Source organism: Sphingomonas sp. RS2018, from assembly GCF_054489605.1.
In genome coordinates this window covers 229469-245988 of sequence record NZ_JBTMWL010000004.1, presented here as the reverse complement: position 1 = coordinate 245988, position 16520 = coordinate 229469, and the positions used below count along the sequence as shown (strand labels likewise).

The window sequence follows — 16520 nt, the reverse complement described above, 5'->3', positions numbered from 1 at the left end:
GATATGACCTCGATATACGTTCGAACATAACGAACGCGGACACCCGCGTCGGAGGGGTGTTCAATCGATGTCGAAATGGATCGCCGTTCTGCTGTGTAAGGTCGCCATGTCGGTCGTTGCGATGCCAGCGTTCGCACAAACGACCGCCACGACGCCCGACGTAACCCTGACCGACCCCGACATCGGTGAGGTGACGGAGGGATTGCCGGACGTCGTCGTCACCGCGCGGCGCCGCGCTGAAAACGCGCAAACCGTGCCAGCCGCGCTGTCGGTAGTGGGTGGCGAGCTGCTCGACCGGAGCTATACCGTCAACACGCAGGGGCTGACGACGCTGATCCCTAGCCTGAACTACAGCTCCGCGAACCCGCGCAATACCGCGTTCACGATCCGCGGCCTCGGATCGAGCGTCGTCGCGGTCAGCCAGGCGAACGACGGGCTGGAACCGGGCGTCGGCTTCTATATCGATCAGGTCTATCACGCACGCCCGGCGACCGCGGCGTTCGACTTCGCCGATATCGAACAGGTGGAGGAACTGCGCGGGCCGCAGGGGACGGTGTTCGGCAAGAATACCACCGCCGGCGCGCTCAACATCACCACCCGCGCCCCGACCTTCACACAGGAAGGGTTCGCAGAGCTTTCCTATGGCGAGCGCAATCTGGTGCAGGCCAAGGGCTGGATATCGGGGCCGATCACCGACAGCATCGCTTATCGCATCTCCGGCGTCTCGACCCGGAGCGACGGTGTGATCGACAATATCCGTACCGGCCGAGACACCAACACGCTCGGCACGCAGGCGGTGCGCGGGCAGTTGCTGTTCGCGCCGGACGACACGATCCGGATGCGGGTGATCGCGGACTTCACCAATTTCCAGGCGTATTGCTGTGGCCAGGTCTATCTGCGCACCGGCACGTCCCTACGCGCGGCGAACCGTCAGTTCGGCGGGCCGGCCGGTCTCGCCGCGCAGTTCGGCTACGCGCCCGCCAGCCTCAACCCCTACGACCGCGTCACCGACATCGACGGCCCGCTCGGCGTCGATACCAATGAGGGCGGCGTCAGCGCGATCACCGACTGGAACCTCGGCTTCGCGACGCTGACATCGGTCAGCGCGTGGCGGTTCTGGAACTGGGATGCCGAGAACGACCGCGACTATACCGGCATTCCGGTCCAGCTGTCGCAGCACATTCCGTCGCGGCAGGATCAGTACAGCCAGGAACTGCGCCTCGCCTCGAACGGCACCGGCCCGATCTCCTATGTCGCGGGTCTGTACGGGTTCCGGCAGAAGCTGGTCGGGCGGCCGATCAGCATCTACGGCCCAGCGGCGGCGCGCTATCTGATCGGCACTACCGTCACCACCGGCACCGCGCCAAATCAGGTGGTGACGGCGGTGCCCGCCAACCTGCTCGACGGCTATGGCCAGGACGGCCGTACCGACGTCCACAGCCTCAGCTCCGCCGCATTCGGCGAGGTCAACTGGCGGATCGTTCCCAGCCTCACCGCCACGGTCGGCCTGCGCTACACGCAGGAGGACAAGGACGGCCATTACACCACCACCGTCTCCGGCGGCCCGGCGACGACCAGCGCCGCGCTCGTCAATGCGCGCCTGAGTGTACTACGCCCGCAAAGCTACGAGGCGCATGACAGCGACGGCAGCCTGTCCGGTCGCGGCAACATCGCCTGGGCCGCGACGGAAAACATAATGGCCTATGCGAGCTACGCGCGCGGATTCAAATCGGGTGGGATCAACATGTCGGGCCTGCCGCTCGACAATAACAACCGCCCGGTGCTGGCGACCGCCGTCGTGCGTCCCGAGCGCAACGAGACCTACGAGTTCGGCATCAAGACCACGCTCGTCGATCGACGCCTGATCTTCAACGTCGATGCGTTCTACACCAAGGTGCGCGATTTCCAGGCGACCGTGGTTGAGAATTCGCTGACGCAGACGGTGCAGCTGCGCGGCTACCTCTCGAACATCCCCGCAGTGACAGTGAAGGGGGTCGAGGCGGACGTCACCGCGATCCTTCTTCCGGGACTGACCGCGCGCACGAGTTTCGCCTACTCGGATGGCAGGTACAGCGACTATCCTGCCGGCCCGTGCCCACTGGAGGTACAGACCGCCGCGACGACGCAGTGCAGCCTCACCGGCCGCCGCCTCGCGTCGCTGCCGCGATTGGCGGTGACGGCCGGACTGGATTACAGCCGGCCGCTGGGCGATGGCGCGGTGTTCGTCCATGTCGATACCGCCTCGCGCAGCGGCTATAACGGCGACCCCGGCCTGTCGCGCTTCACCTACATCCGCGGATACAACCTCACCAACGCCAACATCGGCTATCGCTTCGCCGATGGTACGGAAGTGATCGTGTTCGCCCGCAACCTGCTGAACGCCGATTATATTCAGAACCTGACGATCCAGGCGGGCAATTCGGGCCTGATCCTGGGCGCGCCGAGCGATCCACGTACGATCGGGGGTACGGTGCGCTTCCGGATGTAAACGAAAGGAACCATCTGCCAAAATGCCATAGCGAAACAGGTCCAGCCATTCACCACTCCGCCCAATCGGCGCATGAAACAATGTCCGAAGCTGGGCCGCAGCTAACAATCTGCGAATGTCGGGGCGTGGGTCTTGTCGGTCGATGTGGCAATGGTTCGCTTTCCAGGATCCCTAACCGACGGCTTGCCTGCATTGATTTGCGAGCGGGTCTCTTACCGGATAGCATTCCCTGCTGCACATTGCCGATCTCGCTCCAGCGGATGTAGGGGTGGCCAAGGAGTTGGACGAACGGTGTGATCGCCTGCCTTCGCCGCTTCGTTATGATGACGATCGCAACGGGCGCTATCCTGTTCGGCCCCCGGGCAAACGCGAACGAGGCTCCGCCGCCGGTGTGGGCGGGCGTGTGGCAGGGCACCGTCGGATCGCTGCCGATACGCGCCTGCCTCACCCGGCGCTACGACGGCGCCGGCGCCGGACTCTATTTCTACGACTCCCGCCTGCAGCTTATCGGGCTGGAACAGCAGGGCGGCAGCAAGGCGTGGCGGGAGGGCGCGGACGGGGCCAAGGCACCGCGCCCCGCCTGGCAGTTCGCCACGGTCGCCCGCAACGCCCTGACAGGCACCTGGACCGACGGCAGGCGGCAGCTGCCCTTCAGGCTCACCCGCCTGGCGAGCGAGATTGACGAGCCGTGCGGCAGCCTCGCCTTCAATGCGCCGCGCCTGAAGCCGCTCACGGTCACCCGGACCCGGGCGACGCTGGACGGCGTCGGCTATACTCGCATCGTCTTCGATGCCGGTCGCGCTCTCCGGGACGATGTAGCGCTGGAGACGTTCGCACTCGATGGCGCCGACCGTAAGACGGCGCGGATCAACGCCCGGCTGTTCGCGCCCTTCGCCGAGAAGCCCGCCGACAGCATGTGGTGGGGATGTATCGCCGGGGGCCTGGCATCGCCGGGGATGGGCGGCAACTACGATCAGTCGATTACGCCGACCCTCATATCGCCGCGGTGGTTGGCCGCCACGCTGTCGACGAGCTATTATTGCGGTGGCGCGCATCCAGACGGCGAAACGACATCGCTCGTCTTCGACCGCTCGACCGGGGCGGAAGTGGACCTGAACGGCTGGCTGAGCGCCGCCGCCGTCGAACCCCGGCCCGATATCGGCACGTCCGCTTTCGCGCTGAAACCCGCACTGCGTCGGCTGGCGATGGCGCAGGACAGGCAAATGGAGGCGGAATGCCGCGATCCGGTCGCCGAGGCGGAGTTCTGGGACATCGGCCTGACCCGCACCGGCCTCGCCTTCACGCCCGGCATGCCGCACGTGCTCGCCCCATGCGCCAACGCGATGATCGTCCCCTGGGCGGCACTCGCCCCCTATCTCAGCCAAGCCGGACGGGCCGGCTGGGCAAGTCTGAACGCCGCATACCCGCTGCGCTGACCAAGCTGCAGCTGCTGGGCGGCAGCTCCGTTGGCTTGTCGATCCGAAAATCTGAGGGAAACGTCCACTCGCAACGATCGCAGAACGGCACGGCGATGGCCCTTAGCGCCCATATTTTGAAATCGCGCTTGCAAATGTGAAACCTCTTGTTCACCTTGTATGAAACGACCGCATCAGCGGCGACAGGAGAGGAAGCGAAATGGCGAGCGGAGTGCGCTTGATTTAGAGCGCTCCGGCACGGGCCTGAACCGTGCCGACTGATTTGCGACAATCGGCGGGAGACGTGCGGACCATGTTCCGTGCAAGCGATGCTGCTTGGTACGCTTGGATCGCATTCCGATAGCAGCCGCTTGATACGACACGATATTTCCGAGGATTCGACAACGACAAGAGGGGATACCGACATGGCCAAGACATTGGCGCACGGTCTGTTGCTGGCGACGGCAATCGCGGCGACACCGGCGTTCGCGCAGCAATGGACCGGCGAGCGGCTCGATCGCGGCGTCGTCGCTCTGCCCGTGTCGGGTGAGCCCGGCGTCCTCGTGACCTGGCGGTTGCTCGGAACCGACACCGCCACAACCGGGTTCAACGTCTACCGCAACGGCACCAAGCTGAATGACGCCCCGCTGACCGGTGCGACGAACTATGTCGACGCGACCGGCAGCACATCGGCGACCTATGTCGTGAAGGTCGTCACGCGCGGCGTCGAGATGGACAAGGCCTTTACCGCCAACGTTTGGGCCGATGGCTTCGGCGTCATCGCGCTCGACAAGCCGGCGGGCGGCACCGTCACCAGCCCCGACGGCACCGGCACCAGCAGCTACACCTACAGTGCCAACGACGCGAGCGTCGGCGATCTTGACGGCGACGGCAAGTACGAGATCGTTCTGAAGTGGGATCCGTCCAATTCGCAGGACAATTCGCTGGCTGGGCTGACCGGGCCGGTGCTGATCGACGCCTATACGCTGGCGGGCAAGCGGCTGTGGCGCATCAACCTGGGCACCAATATCCGCGCCGGCGCGCATTACACTCAGTTCCAGGTGTTCGATTATGATGGTGACGGTCGCGCGGAGGTGGTCATGAAGACCGCCGACGGCACGACCGATGGCGAAGGTCGCGTCATCGGTGATGCGAACGCCGACTGGCGCAACCGGACCGGCACCGCGACGACGGGCGCCAGCCGCGTCGGCTTCGTGCTTGCGGGGCCGGAGTATCTGACCGTGTTTCAGGGCACGACTGGCCGCGCACTGTCGACGGTCAACTACGTGGTGGGGCGCCACCCCGACACACCGAACCCGACGAACAGTCAGATCCAGACCGTTTGGGGTGACAATTACGGCAACCGAGTCGACCGGTTCCTGGCGGGCACCGCCTTCCTCGACGGCACGAACAAGCCGTCGATCATCATGGCGCGCGGCTATTACACCCGATCGACGCTGACCGCTTGGGATTTCCGTAACGGACAGCTTACGCAGCGCTGGCTTTTCGACAGCGCGGCGCTGCCAAACCGGACCGATTACGAGGAACAGGGCAACCACAACCTCAGCATCGCCGATGTGGACGGCGACGGGCGTGACGAGATCATCTACGGATCGATGGCGATCGACGACAACGGCCAGCCGTTGTGGACCGCGAAGGTTGCCGGCCAGCGCCTGCGCCACGGCGATGCGATGCATCTTGGCGATCTCGACCCGACGCGCCCGGGACTGGAGCGCTTCAGCGTCCATGAATCGCCCGGAGCTAACGGCGGTATCGGCGCGTCGATGGTCGATGCCCGCACCGGCGAGGTGCTGTGGACGCTGCCGTCTACGGCCGACAACGGTCGCGGTATGTCGGCCGACATTGATCCACGCTATCCGGGCGAGGAAAACTGGTCGAGCCGCACGGTTCTGTCGACCGCGAAGGGCGAACCCGTCCCCGGTGGAGGCAAGCCCAACTCGACCAACTTCGGCATTTGGTGGGACGGCGACACGCTGCGCGAGCAACTCGATAATGTGTCGATCCGCAAGTGGGACTGGAACAGCCGCACGACGGCAACGATCCTGACGGCGGCCGATTCGATCTCCGCCAACGGGACGAAAGCCACCCCGGCCCTCTCCGCGGACATCCTGGGCGACTGGCGCGAGGAAGTCATCCTGGCGAGCGCGGACAGCACGAAGCTGCGCATCTTCACCTCGCCCTATCCGACCACCTACAAGCTCAAGACGCTGATGCACGACCGTGTCTATCGGCAGGGTGTGGCGTGGCAGAACACCGCCTACAACCAGCCGCCGCACACCAGCTTCGACCTTGGCACGACCGCGGTCGATACCGGAGCGCGATAAGGCGATGCGGACGATCCCCGGTTATCGAGACGGTTCGACCTTCGGCGGGGGCCGGGGCAAGGCCGCGCTCGCGGTCGTGGTCACGGCGGTCGCCGCCGGTGCGCTGGTGATGGCCGTCGGGCAGTCCGATGACAATGGCTCGGAAGGTATCGTCCGGGTCGAGGCATCGATGCCTGTGCTGCCCGTGAATGCGGCGGCGGCAGCGCCGGAACCGGTCGAAGCCCGGATGCTCTACGAGCTTCACGGCACCAGCCCCGGCGGTGCGCGTCCGACCGCGCTGCTCGCGCCCCACGGTGCGACGCCACGCTCCTTCGTAGCGGGCGAGAGGGTGGGGCCGGGCGTGGTGCTGGAGTCGGTCGCGCCGGGCCATGTCCTGCTGCGCGAAGGCGCGGCGTTGGTCCGCATCGACTTGCCCCCCCGTCTTGGCGGCAGCGGGGAGGCGGTGGCCCCGGCGGATCGCGGCCTCAAACCCGAGCCCCAGCCGCCGACCGGGGAACTGAGCGGCGCGCAGATGGCGTCGATCCGGGCGCAGCGCGGCGATCCGCCGCCGACGCTGCCCGGCGACGAACCGAGTACGAACCAGCAATAACAACATGCAGGGAGAGATCATGATCAAGATGTTCAAGGGCCTGTCGGCCGCGGCGCTGATGCTGTGTGGGAGCGTGTCGGCTGAGGCAGCGGTGTTGTCGGGCGGCTACGACGGCACCAATTTCAACGACGGCATCATGTTCGATGTGCGAACCCTGTCCGCCATCGACCTGACATCGCTGGCCGTGAACGCCGATTTCGGGACTTTCGATTATCAGGTGTTCTACCGCGCGGGTGGTGTCGGCGGCTTCCAGAACGATCCGGCAGCGTGGACCCCGCTCGGCTCGTTCGCGGCGCTGACGACGTCCGGCTATGGCGCAGCGACGACGCTTGATATCGCCGATATGACATTGGGCACCGGGCTGCACGGCTTCTACATCACCGATGGCGGCGCCTTTTCGATCTATTACGGCAACAGCGCCGCATCGTCGGGGTCGGTCCAGGCAGCAAACGCCCAGGCGCAGTTGCTGGTCGGCTACGGCATTTCGGGCAATTTTGGCGATGCAACCGCGGATCGCGCTTTCAATGGATCGATTACCTACGCCGCCGCCGTCCCGGAGCCGGCCATCTGGGCTACGATGATGCTCGGCTTTGGCGCAATCGGCTTCGCCGCACGGCGCCGCAGGCAGCATGTTTCGCGCGTCCGTTTCGCCTGATTGATACTCTCAGGCTCCGTCAAACCAAATGCACCGGTCGGTAAGCACGGGCAGGTGAGGGGCAGGGATATGCTCTGCACTCGCACGCCAGCATCGCCATTTCGCTACTTCAGTTCGTCACTGGAGGTGATCCGGGCGGTCGTGCTGATGTATGTCCGTGTCCCGCTTTCGGTGCGGAACATGGAAGATCTGCTTTTCGAGCGCAGGATCGACATCTGCCATGGGACAGTGCGGCTCTGGTCGACCGGCTCGGACCGCTGTTTGCAGGCGACATCCGCCGGCCGCGGGTCAGCCGCATGCGCGGCTTCCGCATTGGCGTTGGCAGCTGGACGAGATGTACGTGAAGCTGAACGGCGAGATGGTTTACCTTTGGCGAGCGGTAGATCACGAGGGTGAGGTGCTCGAGAGCTACGTCACGAAAACCCGCGATAAGGCTGCCGCTCTCAACTTCATGAAAAAGGCGCTGAAGCGTCACGGCTTGCCCGATATGATCACGACCGACGGCCTGCGCAGCTACCGTGCCGCGATGAATGAGCTCGGTAACGCCGAGAAGCAGGAGGTCGGTCGCTGGGCCAACAACCAGGTGGAGAACAGCCATCTGCCGTTCCGACGAAGGGAGCGGGCGATGCTACGCTTCAGGCAGATGAAGACGCTGCAAAGGTTCGCCTCCGTCCACAACGTGCTGTCAAACGTAACGCACTTACGCCGCCGCAACAGGGGCTTACGATATTTTCATCGGCGTTCGGGTATGCAGACGGTGCTGTCAGTGCTGCGAACCCGCTCGGTTATGTCTGAGAACGCCGCCGCTTGCTTGCCGATGGGCAGGCAAGACAGGAAGAACTTCCCGCTGAGTGGGCGTGGTGCCGTTGCTTTGATAGCACTGTCGGACATCGTAACCTCAAACGATCAGGTGCGGATGCGCGGCCGGCGGAACGACGCCGGGTCAACGCCAAATGTTCCCAACGCGACTTACCTCCTTCTGCGCCATCCGCAGATGTTGAGGCGATCATGAAACCGGAACGACATTGTCGTCGCTGTTGCGGTCGATGTACTTGTTGTACGGATCGACGCCCGCGAACCCCGGCTTGCGCGTCGAGACCATGCGGATGCGCTGCGTGCCGGAACGGATTGGCCGCCGTTCCATCCGGATGATGTCCTTCGCCGCGAACGCGCCGAGGCCCGGGCGAGCGTCGAACAGGCCGATCTCGATTTCGTCGGCGAGGGGCACGCGGCGTTCCTTGCCGGTCCCGTCGGCATAGGCCTTGTCGGCCGCGACGGTCAGTACGGTTTCCCAGGTGCCGTCCGGCAGCTTGCGGCTCGTCGCCGCAGTCGATTTCAGGTCGTAGAGCGTGATGCGCGACAACAGGTCGAGCACCAGCTCGCGTTCGGCGGGCGTGCGTGCAAGCGAGAGATAGCCGTCCACCAGATCGGTCGATCGCGCATAGGGCGCGCTCTTGAACCGGTAGCGATTGAGCAGCCGCGCAAGCATCGCGTTGACGCGGTCCTCGCCCAGCCGGTCCTGAAGCAGGTACAGCACCACCGAACCCTTGCGATAGTGGATATACTGCTGGTTCTCGACCCGAGCGAGCGGCAGTTCCTCGATCCGCGCGCTGCCCCGGGAGCGCAGGTAGTTGTCGAGTTCGTACTTGAGGAACCGGCGAATCTTGTCCTCACCATAGCGGTGCTTCATCACCATCAGCGCGCTGTACTGCGCCATGGATTCGACCAGCATGGTTCCGCCCTGCATGTCGGCGCTGATGAGCTGGTGCGCCCAATATTGATGCGCCAGCTCATGCGCCGTGACGTAGGAGACATAGTCGATCGCGTCCGGATCGCTCGTGTCGGAGATGAAGCCGATCGCTTCCGAATAGGGGATAGTGCCGGCGAACGCCTGCGCGAAGGTGGCGTAGCCGGGGAATTCGATGATCCGCGCATAGTCGAACTGATAGGGTCCGAACGCGCGGCGGTAATAGCTGAGCGACGTCTTCATCGCCGACAGCATGCGATCGACGTTGTAGCCATGCCTGGGATCGTAGAACACCGACAGGCGAACGCCGTCCGCATCGATGCTCTTCTCGGCATAATCCGCCGACTGGACCGAGAAGAAGGCGAGGATCGGCGCGCTCGATTGGAAGCGCGCGGTGCGGCGACCGTTGGTCACCGTGTCCGACAGCTTGCGTCCCGGCGCGATCGGCGTCTGCCCGGCGTCGGTGGTGACGGTGATGTCCGACATGACCCACGGCGCGTTGCCGACGTAGTTCCGCCGCTGCGCCGACGTGTCCTCCAGCTTCGCCATCCGCAGTTCGGCGGGCAGGCCATATTTGCGGCGTTTGACCCGATCGGTCAGCAGCGCCGAGCGGTCCATCCCGATCTGCGGGGCGATTTCGGCGTTGTTCAGGAAGCTGCCGTTGGCGATGATCGACGTATCGTCGCCGTTGGCACGCAGGCCCTGTTGGTGGCGGGTGGTCGCGAAGGTCATCGTGCCGACCGCGCCGGGCGCGAGCGGGCGGTCGAAGCGGTAGATGCGGTACTTCATCTCCGCATCGTCCATGGCCAGCCGCGCGCCCGGCACCGTGATCGTGTCGATTCGGGTAAGCGCGTCGGTCAGGCGCAGGTGCAGGTCGGACAGCGGCGCGCCGGTGTCGTTGACGAAGCGGTAGGCGCCGCGCGTCTCTACGCGGCGCTCCGCAGGGAACAACGCCACGTCGAGCCGGATGTTCTTGATCGAGGGCTGAAGCACGCTTTCGTACTTCAGATACTTCTTTTCGAACGCGGCGAGCTGTGCTTCCCGATCCTCGGCGGTGCGATATTCGTTCCGGACGTTCATGTTCCAGAAGAGCCAGCCGCCGGTCGTCACCGCGACGACGAGCGCACCCGCGAGGATCGCGCCGGGGGTTCCGACCAGCCGGCGTGGCAGGCGCCGCAGCCGGGGCATCAGCCGCGTCTCGGTCCCCCGCCGCCACAGCAGGTGCGCCAGCACCGCCAGCACGACCGCGACCGCCGCCCAGTAGAGCCGCAGCCACCAGCCGAGTGCTCCGCCGATCTGCGCGCCGTTCATGTCGGAGAAGCGCTGCCGGCCCGTCGCGCCATAGTTGTATAGCGGGTGCTCGAAACCCATGTTGCCGAGCGTGATGGTGGCGACCAGATAGAGCACCATGATGCCCCAGCCGACGTATTTGTTGGGGCTGAGCGCCTGGATGAACACTGCGAGAATGGCGAGGATGGCCATGTCGACGCCGGACGGCAGCAGATACCAGCCGAGATACTGGCCGAGTTCGATCGCGCCGTGGCCGCGCACGATTTGGAGAGCGATCGCGGCGAGCACCGCGACCGTCAGCGTCGCGAACAATACGCCGGTGACCGCCAGCGCCTTGGGCAGCATATAGGCCCAGTTCGGCAGTGCCGTCGCATCGACGATCTCGTGCATCCGCCGTTCGCGATCGCGCCAGACGAGTTCGCCCGAATAATAGATCGCGATGATGATCGGGATCAGGCCGAACGCGCCCTGCAGCGTCTGGATCAACGCGAAGGTGAGCGGTCGCGCCGGCGTGCCGTAGATCTCGTTCGCGAACATCAGCGCGCCGACCGTGTTGAACAGGCCGACCAGCAGAAGGACGATGAACGCCGGGCTCCGGAACACCAGCCGCATCTCGAAGCGGCAGCGGACCCAGAAGCGCGCCCAGGCGGCGGCGTCCTGCCGCGGTGCGGGCAGGCGATCGACGATCAGCGGCGGCGTCGCGGCAAGCTTCGCCTCCGCCCGCGCCTGTTTGCGAAGGCGCCGTTTCGACGCGCCGCGCTCGGCGAAGCTGAACCGGGCGTAGGCGAGAGCGAGGGCGGACAGGCCCACGCCGATCCAGATCGCGCGGTTCGCGAGCAGCGCACCGGTGACCGCGGGCACCATCGTGTTCGACTCGCTGGCGGTCCAGTAGCGCGTGACGTTGGTGACCGCCGCGAGCCCGAACGGTTCCAGATATCCGGTCATCTCGCGCAGTTCGGGCTTCGAGCGCATGACGGTATTGAGGACGATATACGCCACCAGAAAGACGACGACGCCGAGATAGCTGTACATCATCGATCGCGTCATCGTCGCGACCGCGAAAAAGATGCACGCCGTCAGGAACAGGTTCGGCAGCGCCAGTACGGTGTAGGCATAGGCGAAGGCGCCCCAGTTGGTCGGGCCCAGCGTCTCCGCGTCGATCCACGGCATCAGCGACCCGAACCAGATCGCGAACGGCACCGCGAGGAAGGCGATGGCGGAGGCGGCGAAGGCGCCCAGGAAGCGCGCGATCAGATAGTCGAACTTGCGGACGCGCGTCGACCGGACCATCGGCCCGAAGCCGCTTTCGTCATCGCGCACGATCACGTTCGCGACGAACGCCGTGGTCACGAACATGAAGAAGAGCGACAGGATCTGGTGCGTCTGGATGATCGCGACTGGCGCGTTCTTGTGGATGTTGCCGCCGCTGCCAATCTGGATCTGCTCGACGGTGACCGATCCGAAGGTCAGCAGGAAGAACAGGATGGCGACGACCCAGAAGACCGGGTTGCGCAACTGGTAGCGGAGTTCGAACGCCGCGATCTTGCCGAACATGGACGACCCCTTCAGGCGGCTTGGGCGACGGGGGCGCGACGCGAACGGGCCAGGGTGGAGAAATACACGTCCTCCAGCCCGCCATCGACGGCGGCAAAGCCATCGCCGGGATCGCCGTCCGACAGGATGTGGACGATGGTGCGGCCGGCGAACAGCCGGGTCGAGATGACTTCGTAGCGCGCGCGATAGTCGTCGAGCGCGTCGCGGTCGATCGTCCGCGCCCATACCGTGCCGCGGGCCCGCGCGATCAGGTCGAGCGGCGCGCCCTCGAGCTGGATGCGCCCACCCGCCAGCACCGCCATGCGCGGGCAGAGGTCGGCGACGTCCTCGACGATATGGGTGGACAGGATGATGACGACGTTCTCGCCGATCTCCGCCAGCAGGTTGAGAAAGCGGTTGCGCTCCTCCGGGTCGAGACCCGCGGTTGGTTCGTCGACGATGATGAGGTTGGGGTTGCCGATCAGCGCCTGCGCGATGCCGAAGCGTTGGCGCATGCCACCGGAGAAGCCGGCAATCGCCTTCTTGCGGACGGTCCACAGATTGACCTGATTGAGCAGCGTCTCAACGGTTTCCTTGCGTTCGCGCGCGGATGCGATGCCCTTCAGCACCGCCATGTGGTCGAGCATGTCATAGGCGGACACGCGCGGGTAGACGCCGAAATCCTGGGGCAGATAGCCGAGCCGTTCGCGCAAGGCTTCCGGATTGGCGATCACGTCGATGTCGCCGAACCGGATGCTGCCCGACGTCGGCGTCTGCAGCGTGGCCACGGTGCGCATCTACGTCGATTTGCCCGCGCCGTTCGGTCCGAGCAGGCCGAACATGCCCTTCGGCACGCTGAGGCTCACATCGTCGAGCGCACGGGTGCCGTTGCCATAGACATGCGTGACCGAAGCCAGTTCCAGCACCAGTGATTCTCCCCCTTGAGTATCACTAGTGTAATACACCTAACGGACTTGTGAAGGGGGCGCCGTCAAACCAAACGCACCGGTCGGTAAGCAAGGCGGGGTAGGGACCGCACATGCCTCGTCCCCGCAAGCCAGCCTCGCCGTTCCGCTACGTCAACTCGTCACCTGAGGTGATCCGGCTGGTGGTGCTGATGTACGTGCGTTTCCCGCTTTCGCTGCGGAACGTGGAAGACTTGCTGTTCGAGCGCGGGATCGACATTTGCCATGAGACGGTGCGGCTTTGGTGGAACCGGGAAGAAGGCTCTCAAGCGCCACGGCGCACCTGAGTTGATTACGACCGATGGCCTACGCAGCTATCGTGCCGCGATGAATAAGTTCGGTAACGTGGAGAAGCATGAAGTCGGTCGCTGGGCTAACAATCGGGTCGAAAGTAGCCACCTGCCGTTCCGACGACGAGAGCGGGCGATGCTCAGGTTCAGGCAGATGAAGACGTTACAGAAGTTCGCCTCTGTCCACGCCAACGTCCACAACCACTTCAGCTTGGAACGCCACCTAATCGATCGAGAAACCTACCGGGAACGATGCTCCGCCGCGCTGGCGGAGTGGCAGACGCTCGCCAGCTAGGCTGCCATCCTCAAAGCCCGACGTGCATCAGGTGGAGAGCGGTTCGCTTTAGACTGACAGCACCGCGTTCCGGCATGCAGATGAGCTGTCAGTGCTGCAGCCCGCTCGGCTATTTTCTGATAACGCTGCCGCTTGCCTGCCGAGGGGCAGGCAAGCGAGGAAGAACTTCGCGCTAAATGCGCATGGTGCCCTTGCTTTGACAGCGCCCTCAGTAATGCGGTCCACCGTGCTAAAATTTAGCTCGGAGCCCAAACGTTACGCGTCGCTCAGACAAGGCGTAGCTGTTGATCGCCGAGCGGTTGAAATTACTGATCTCGACCGTCGCCGAGTCTTTGGGCGTGAGGTTTTGCGCCTGCAGCGACAACGCGAAATGGTCCGAGATGTCAAAGCCGAGCTGCGCATCGAGCTGTGACCGGGCGGCGATTACGTCGGGACGGCCCTGGGTGAATTCGAACACCGCATCGTCGCGCCAGTTGTAGGCGACGCGGGCCGACAGCCGGCCCTTCTCGTACAGGCCGATCAAATTGTAGCTGTGTTTGGATGTCGCCACGAGCGGGAAGCCGTTGCTGTCCTTGCTGTCGGCGTAGGTGTAGTTGGCGATCACGCCGAAGCCGTCGAACGGTGCGGGGAGGAAATCGAGGAACTGGGTGATGCCGACCTCGAATCCCTGCACCTTGGCCGAGGCGACATTGTCGGGACGCACGACGCGGATGATGCCCAGGCTTTCGAAACCGGGAATGATCTGTTCGGTCGTGTTCGTCGCGATGAAGTTCTGCACGTCCTTGTAGAACAGCGCGCCCGAGATCAGCGACGTGGCGCTGGTGTAGTATTCCACCGACAGGTCGAGGTTGCTCGAAATCGGCGGCTCCAGCGCGGCGTTGCCGCCGCTCGACGTCAGGTTGGTGGCATCGACGAACGTCGATGGCGCGAGTTCGGCGAGACCCGCGCGCTGGAGCGTCTGCGATGCCGAGAGGCGGACGAGCAGCGCATCGGTGGCATTCACTGTCAGGTTCGCACTAGGCAGGACGTTGATGTATTTGTTGCGATCGGTCGTCGGGATCAGAGCCGTCCCGCGCTGAGTAAAGGTGTCGACCGCGAAGTCGGTGTGCGTGATGCGCGCGCCGGCGTTGACCCGGGCAGGACGGCCGAACAACTGTCCCTCCGCATCGAACATCAAATAGCCCGAGATCGTCTTTTCCTGCAGGTCGTAGTCGCGCGCGGCGTTGCGACGTAGCGTGCCGGCGGGATCGCCGGGCGTCAGGCTGGGTTCGGCCGCCAGCACGCGGGGGATGATAAAATCGGCGTCGGGAAAACCGCTGAGAAACTGCCTTGGGAAATTTCCGGCGATGCTCGACAGGAAGTCGGGATTGCCGGTCGTGAGATAGGGTTGCAGCGACGCGATCGGCGCGTCGGCGCGGCTGCGGAAGGCTTCCGACTTGGCGCGCAGGTCGACGTAGCGCACGCCCGCCTTCAGCTTCACGCCGCCACCGGTGTCATAGCCGATGTCGAAGCGTCCCGTGCGCTCGTCGAGCGTCGCGGGCAGGCTGTTGGCGCGCAGCGTCAGCAGGTCGGTGCGGGCGGGATAGTTGGCGACCGCGGTCGGATCGAACGCCGCGCCGGTGGCGGTCGTCAGCGTCAGGCTGGGGATCGTGTTGCCGCGGAAATCGAACCGGCCAATGACGGCATTGTTGGCCGTCTGAAGCGTCACGACCTCGATCTTCTGACGCAGCGTGCCCTTACTGTAGTAGGCGTCGCCCTCCAGCGTTAGCGTGCCGTCGTCGTACTTGCCGTTCAGGCCGAACAGGTAGCTGGCCGCCGGATCCTCGCGGTGCTGGTTGCCGGTGCGGATGTTGCCGGGCGCGGCACCGGCGAGGATGTAGCCGTTCTCGACCACCGCATCGTTGATGATCCGCGCGGTGGCGCTGGTGCCCAGATTCAGCGCGATGAATTCGTTGGTACGGTTCGCTTCGACCTTTGAATACAGGCCGTCGGCGGTCAGCACGAAATTCGGCGCGACCTGGAATTGGACCGATCCGTTGATGCCCAGCCGCGATCGATCGATATCGACATTCTCATATTGCAGCAGCCGCGGCGCGAAGAGGGTCGTCGTGCCGCCGTTCAGGCTGTTGAAGAAGTTGTTGCGCTCGAACAGCTGCAGCTTCGATGTGCGCTTCTGATATTCGCCCGAAATCAGCACGCCGATCCGTCCGTCGGCAAAGGTCGTCGTGAACAGGCCGGTGACGCCCGGTTCGAACTTCTCGGCCTCCTGCGACCAAGTACCCTGAACCTGCGCGGTCAGCGTCGTCTTCTTGAAATCGAACGGTTTGGGCGTAACCAGATTGACCGATCCGCCGAGGCCGCCTTCGACTTGGCTCGCGAGCGGCGACTTGCGCACTTCGAGGCGACCGAACAGCGACGATGGCACCGAGTCGAGGCCCGACGAGCGACCGAGATTGTCGTTTTCGGGCGGTGAGACACGGGCGGAGAAACCGAGCAGCGTACGGCCATCGACTTCCACGCGAACCTGCTGGAGACCGCGGATGTTGACCGCCTGCCCCTCGCCGAAGACGCGGGTGATCTGGACGCCGGTGACGCGCTGCAGCGCCTCGGCGACGTTGGCGTCGGGCAGCTTGCCGACATCCTCGGAGGTGATGACATCGAGCACCTGCGAGGCGTCCCGCTTGATCTCCGCGGCGCGGGCGATCGACTGGCGGATGCCGGTGACGACGATGTCGCCGCCCTCCGTTGCGGGATCCGGAACGTCCCGCGAGGGCGCGGTGGACTGGGAGAATGCGGGATCGCAGCCTGCGATCGCGACGATCGAAGCGCAGAGCAAGAACATCGCCTTCATGTCATATCCTCCCAATTGTCGCGCCTCATGGGCGTCATTTTAATTATGACCTCGTCG

Annotated in this window: 9 protein-coding genes and 2 pseudogenes; 7 read left to right on the top strand and 4 right to left on the bottom strand. The window is 64.6% G+C overall.

The annotated features are described in order from the left end of the window. The first annotated feature begins 67 nt into the window (after window positions 1-67). The 6 genes and pseudogenes from ACX40P_RS13405 to ACX40P_RS13380 all read left to right on the top strand — a co-directional run. A complete protein-coding gene (locus ACX40P_RS13405; protein WP_459126858.1) occupies window positions 68-2488 on the top strand; it encodes a TonB-dependent receptor in 2421 nt (806 codons plus the stop codon). 323 nt (window positions 2489-2811) lie between these two features. Further along, complete coding sequence (locus ACX40P_RS13400; protein WP_459126857.1) at window positions 2812-3924, top strand: hypothetical protein; 1113 nt, start codon at window positions 2812-2814, stop codon at window positions 3922-3924. Between the two features lie 404 nt (window positions 3925-4328). Then, on the top strand, window positions 4329-6248 hold the full coding sequence (locus tag ACX40P_RS13395; RefSeq protein ID WP_459126856.1) for a rhamnogalacturonan lyase: 1920 nt from the start codon (window positions 4329-4331) through the stop codon (window positions 6246-6248). A gap of 4 nt (window positions 6249-6252) precedes the next feature. Next, window positions 6253-6837, top strand: coding sequence for a hypothetical protein (locus tag ACX40P_RS13390; protein ID WP_459126855.1), 585 nt, complete (start codon window positions 6253-6255; stop codon window positions 6835-6837). A 19-nt stretch (window positions 6838-6856) separates the two neighbouring features. After that, complete coding sequence (locus ACX40P_RS13385; RefSeq protein WP_459126854.1) at window positions 6857-7492, top strand: PEPxxWA-CTERM sorting domain-containing protein; 636 nt, start codon at window positions 6857-6859, stop codon at window positions 7490-7492. A 69-nt stretch (window positions 7493-7561) separates the two neighbouring features. Beyond that, window positions 7562-8183, top strand: a pseudogene (locus ACX40P_RS13380) (IS6 family transposase); the annotation flags it as partial. 315 nt (window positions 8184-8498) lie between these two features. On the opposite strand, the gene ACX40P_RS13375 reads toward ACX40P_RS13380, so the two are convergent. From ACX40P_RS13375 to ACX40P_RS13365, 3 genes are read right to left on the bottom strand one after another with little or no spacing between them, the layout of a single operon-like run. Then, window positions 8499-12083, bottom strand: a complete 3585-nt coding sequence (locus ACX40P_RS13375) for an ABC transporter permease/M1 family aminopeptidase (protein ID WP_459126853.1) — start codon at window positions 12081-12083, stop codon at window positions 8499-8501. 11 nt (window positions 12084-12094) lie between these two features. Beyond that, a complete protein-coding gene (locus ACX40P_RS13370) occupies window positions 12095-12859 on the bottom strand; it encodes an ATP-binding cassette domain-containing protein (RefSeq protein ID WP_459126852.1) in 765 nt (254 codons plus the stop codon). Then, a complete protein-coding gene (locus ACX40P_RS13365) occupies window positions 12860-12988 on the bottom strand; it encodes a hypothetical protein (protein ID WP_459126851.1) in 129 nt (42 codons plus the stop codon). 113 nt (window positions 12989-13101) lie between these two features. On the opposite strand from ACX40P_RS13365, the pseudogene ACX40P_RS13360 reads away from it, so the two are divergent. Further along, a pseudogene (locus ACX40P_RS13360) lies at window positions 13102-13612 on the top strand (IS6 family transposase). A 229-nt stretch (window positions 13613-13841) separates the two neighbouring features. On the opposite strand, the gene ACX40P_RS13355 reads toward ACX40P_RS13360, so the two are convergent. Beyond that, window positions 13842-16463, bottom strand: a complete 2622-nt coding sequence (locus ACX40P_RS13355; RefSeq protein WP_459126850.1) for a TonB-dependent receptor — start codon at window positions 16461-16463, stop codon at window positions 13842-13844. Between the last annotated feature and the right edge of the window lie 57 nt (window positions 16464-16520).

Coding starts and splice junctions, on each gene's coding strand:
- ACX40P_RS13385 (WP_459126854.1), top strand. CDS start 6,857: ATGATCAAGATGTTCAAGGGCCTGTCGGCCGCGGCGCTGATGCTGTGT.
- ACX40P_RS13355 (WP_459126850.1), bottom strand. CDS start 16,463: ATGAAGGCGATGTTCTTGCTCTGCGCTTCGATCGTCGCGATCGCAGGC.
- ACX40P_RS13400 (WP_459126857.1), top strand. CDS start 2,812: ATGACGATCGCAACGGGCGCTATCCTGTTCGGCCCCCGGGCAAACGCG.
- ACX40P_RS13370 (WP_459126852.1), bottom strand. CDS start 12,859: ATGCGCACCGTGGCCACGCTGCAGACGCCGACGTCGGGCAGCATCCGG.
- ACX40P_RS13375 (WP_459126853.1), bottom strand. CDS start 12,083: ATGTTCGGCAAGATCGCGGCGTTCGAACTCCGCTACCAGTTGCGCAAC.
- ACX40P_RS13395 (WP_459126856.1), top strand. CDS start 4,329: ATGGCCAAGACATTGGCGCACGGTCTGTTGCTGGCGACGGCAATCGCG.
- ACX40P_RS13390 (WP_459126855.1), top strand. CDS start 6,253: ATGCGGACGATCCCCGGTTATCGAGACGGTTCGACCTTCGGCGGGGGC.
- ACX40P_RS13405 (WP_459126858.1), top strand. CDS start 68: ATGTCGAAATGGATCGCCGTTCTGCTGTGTAAGGTCGCCATGTCGGTC.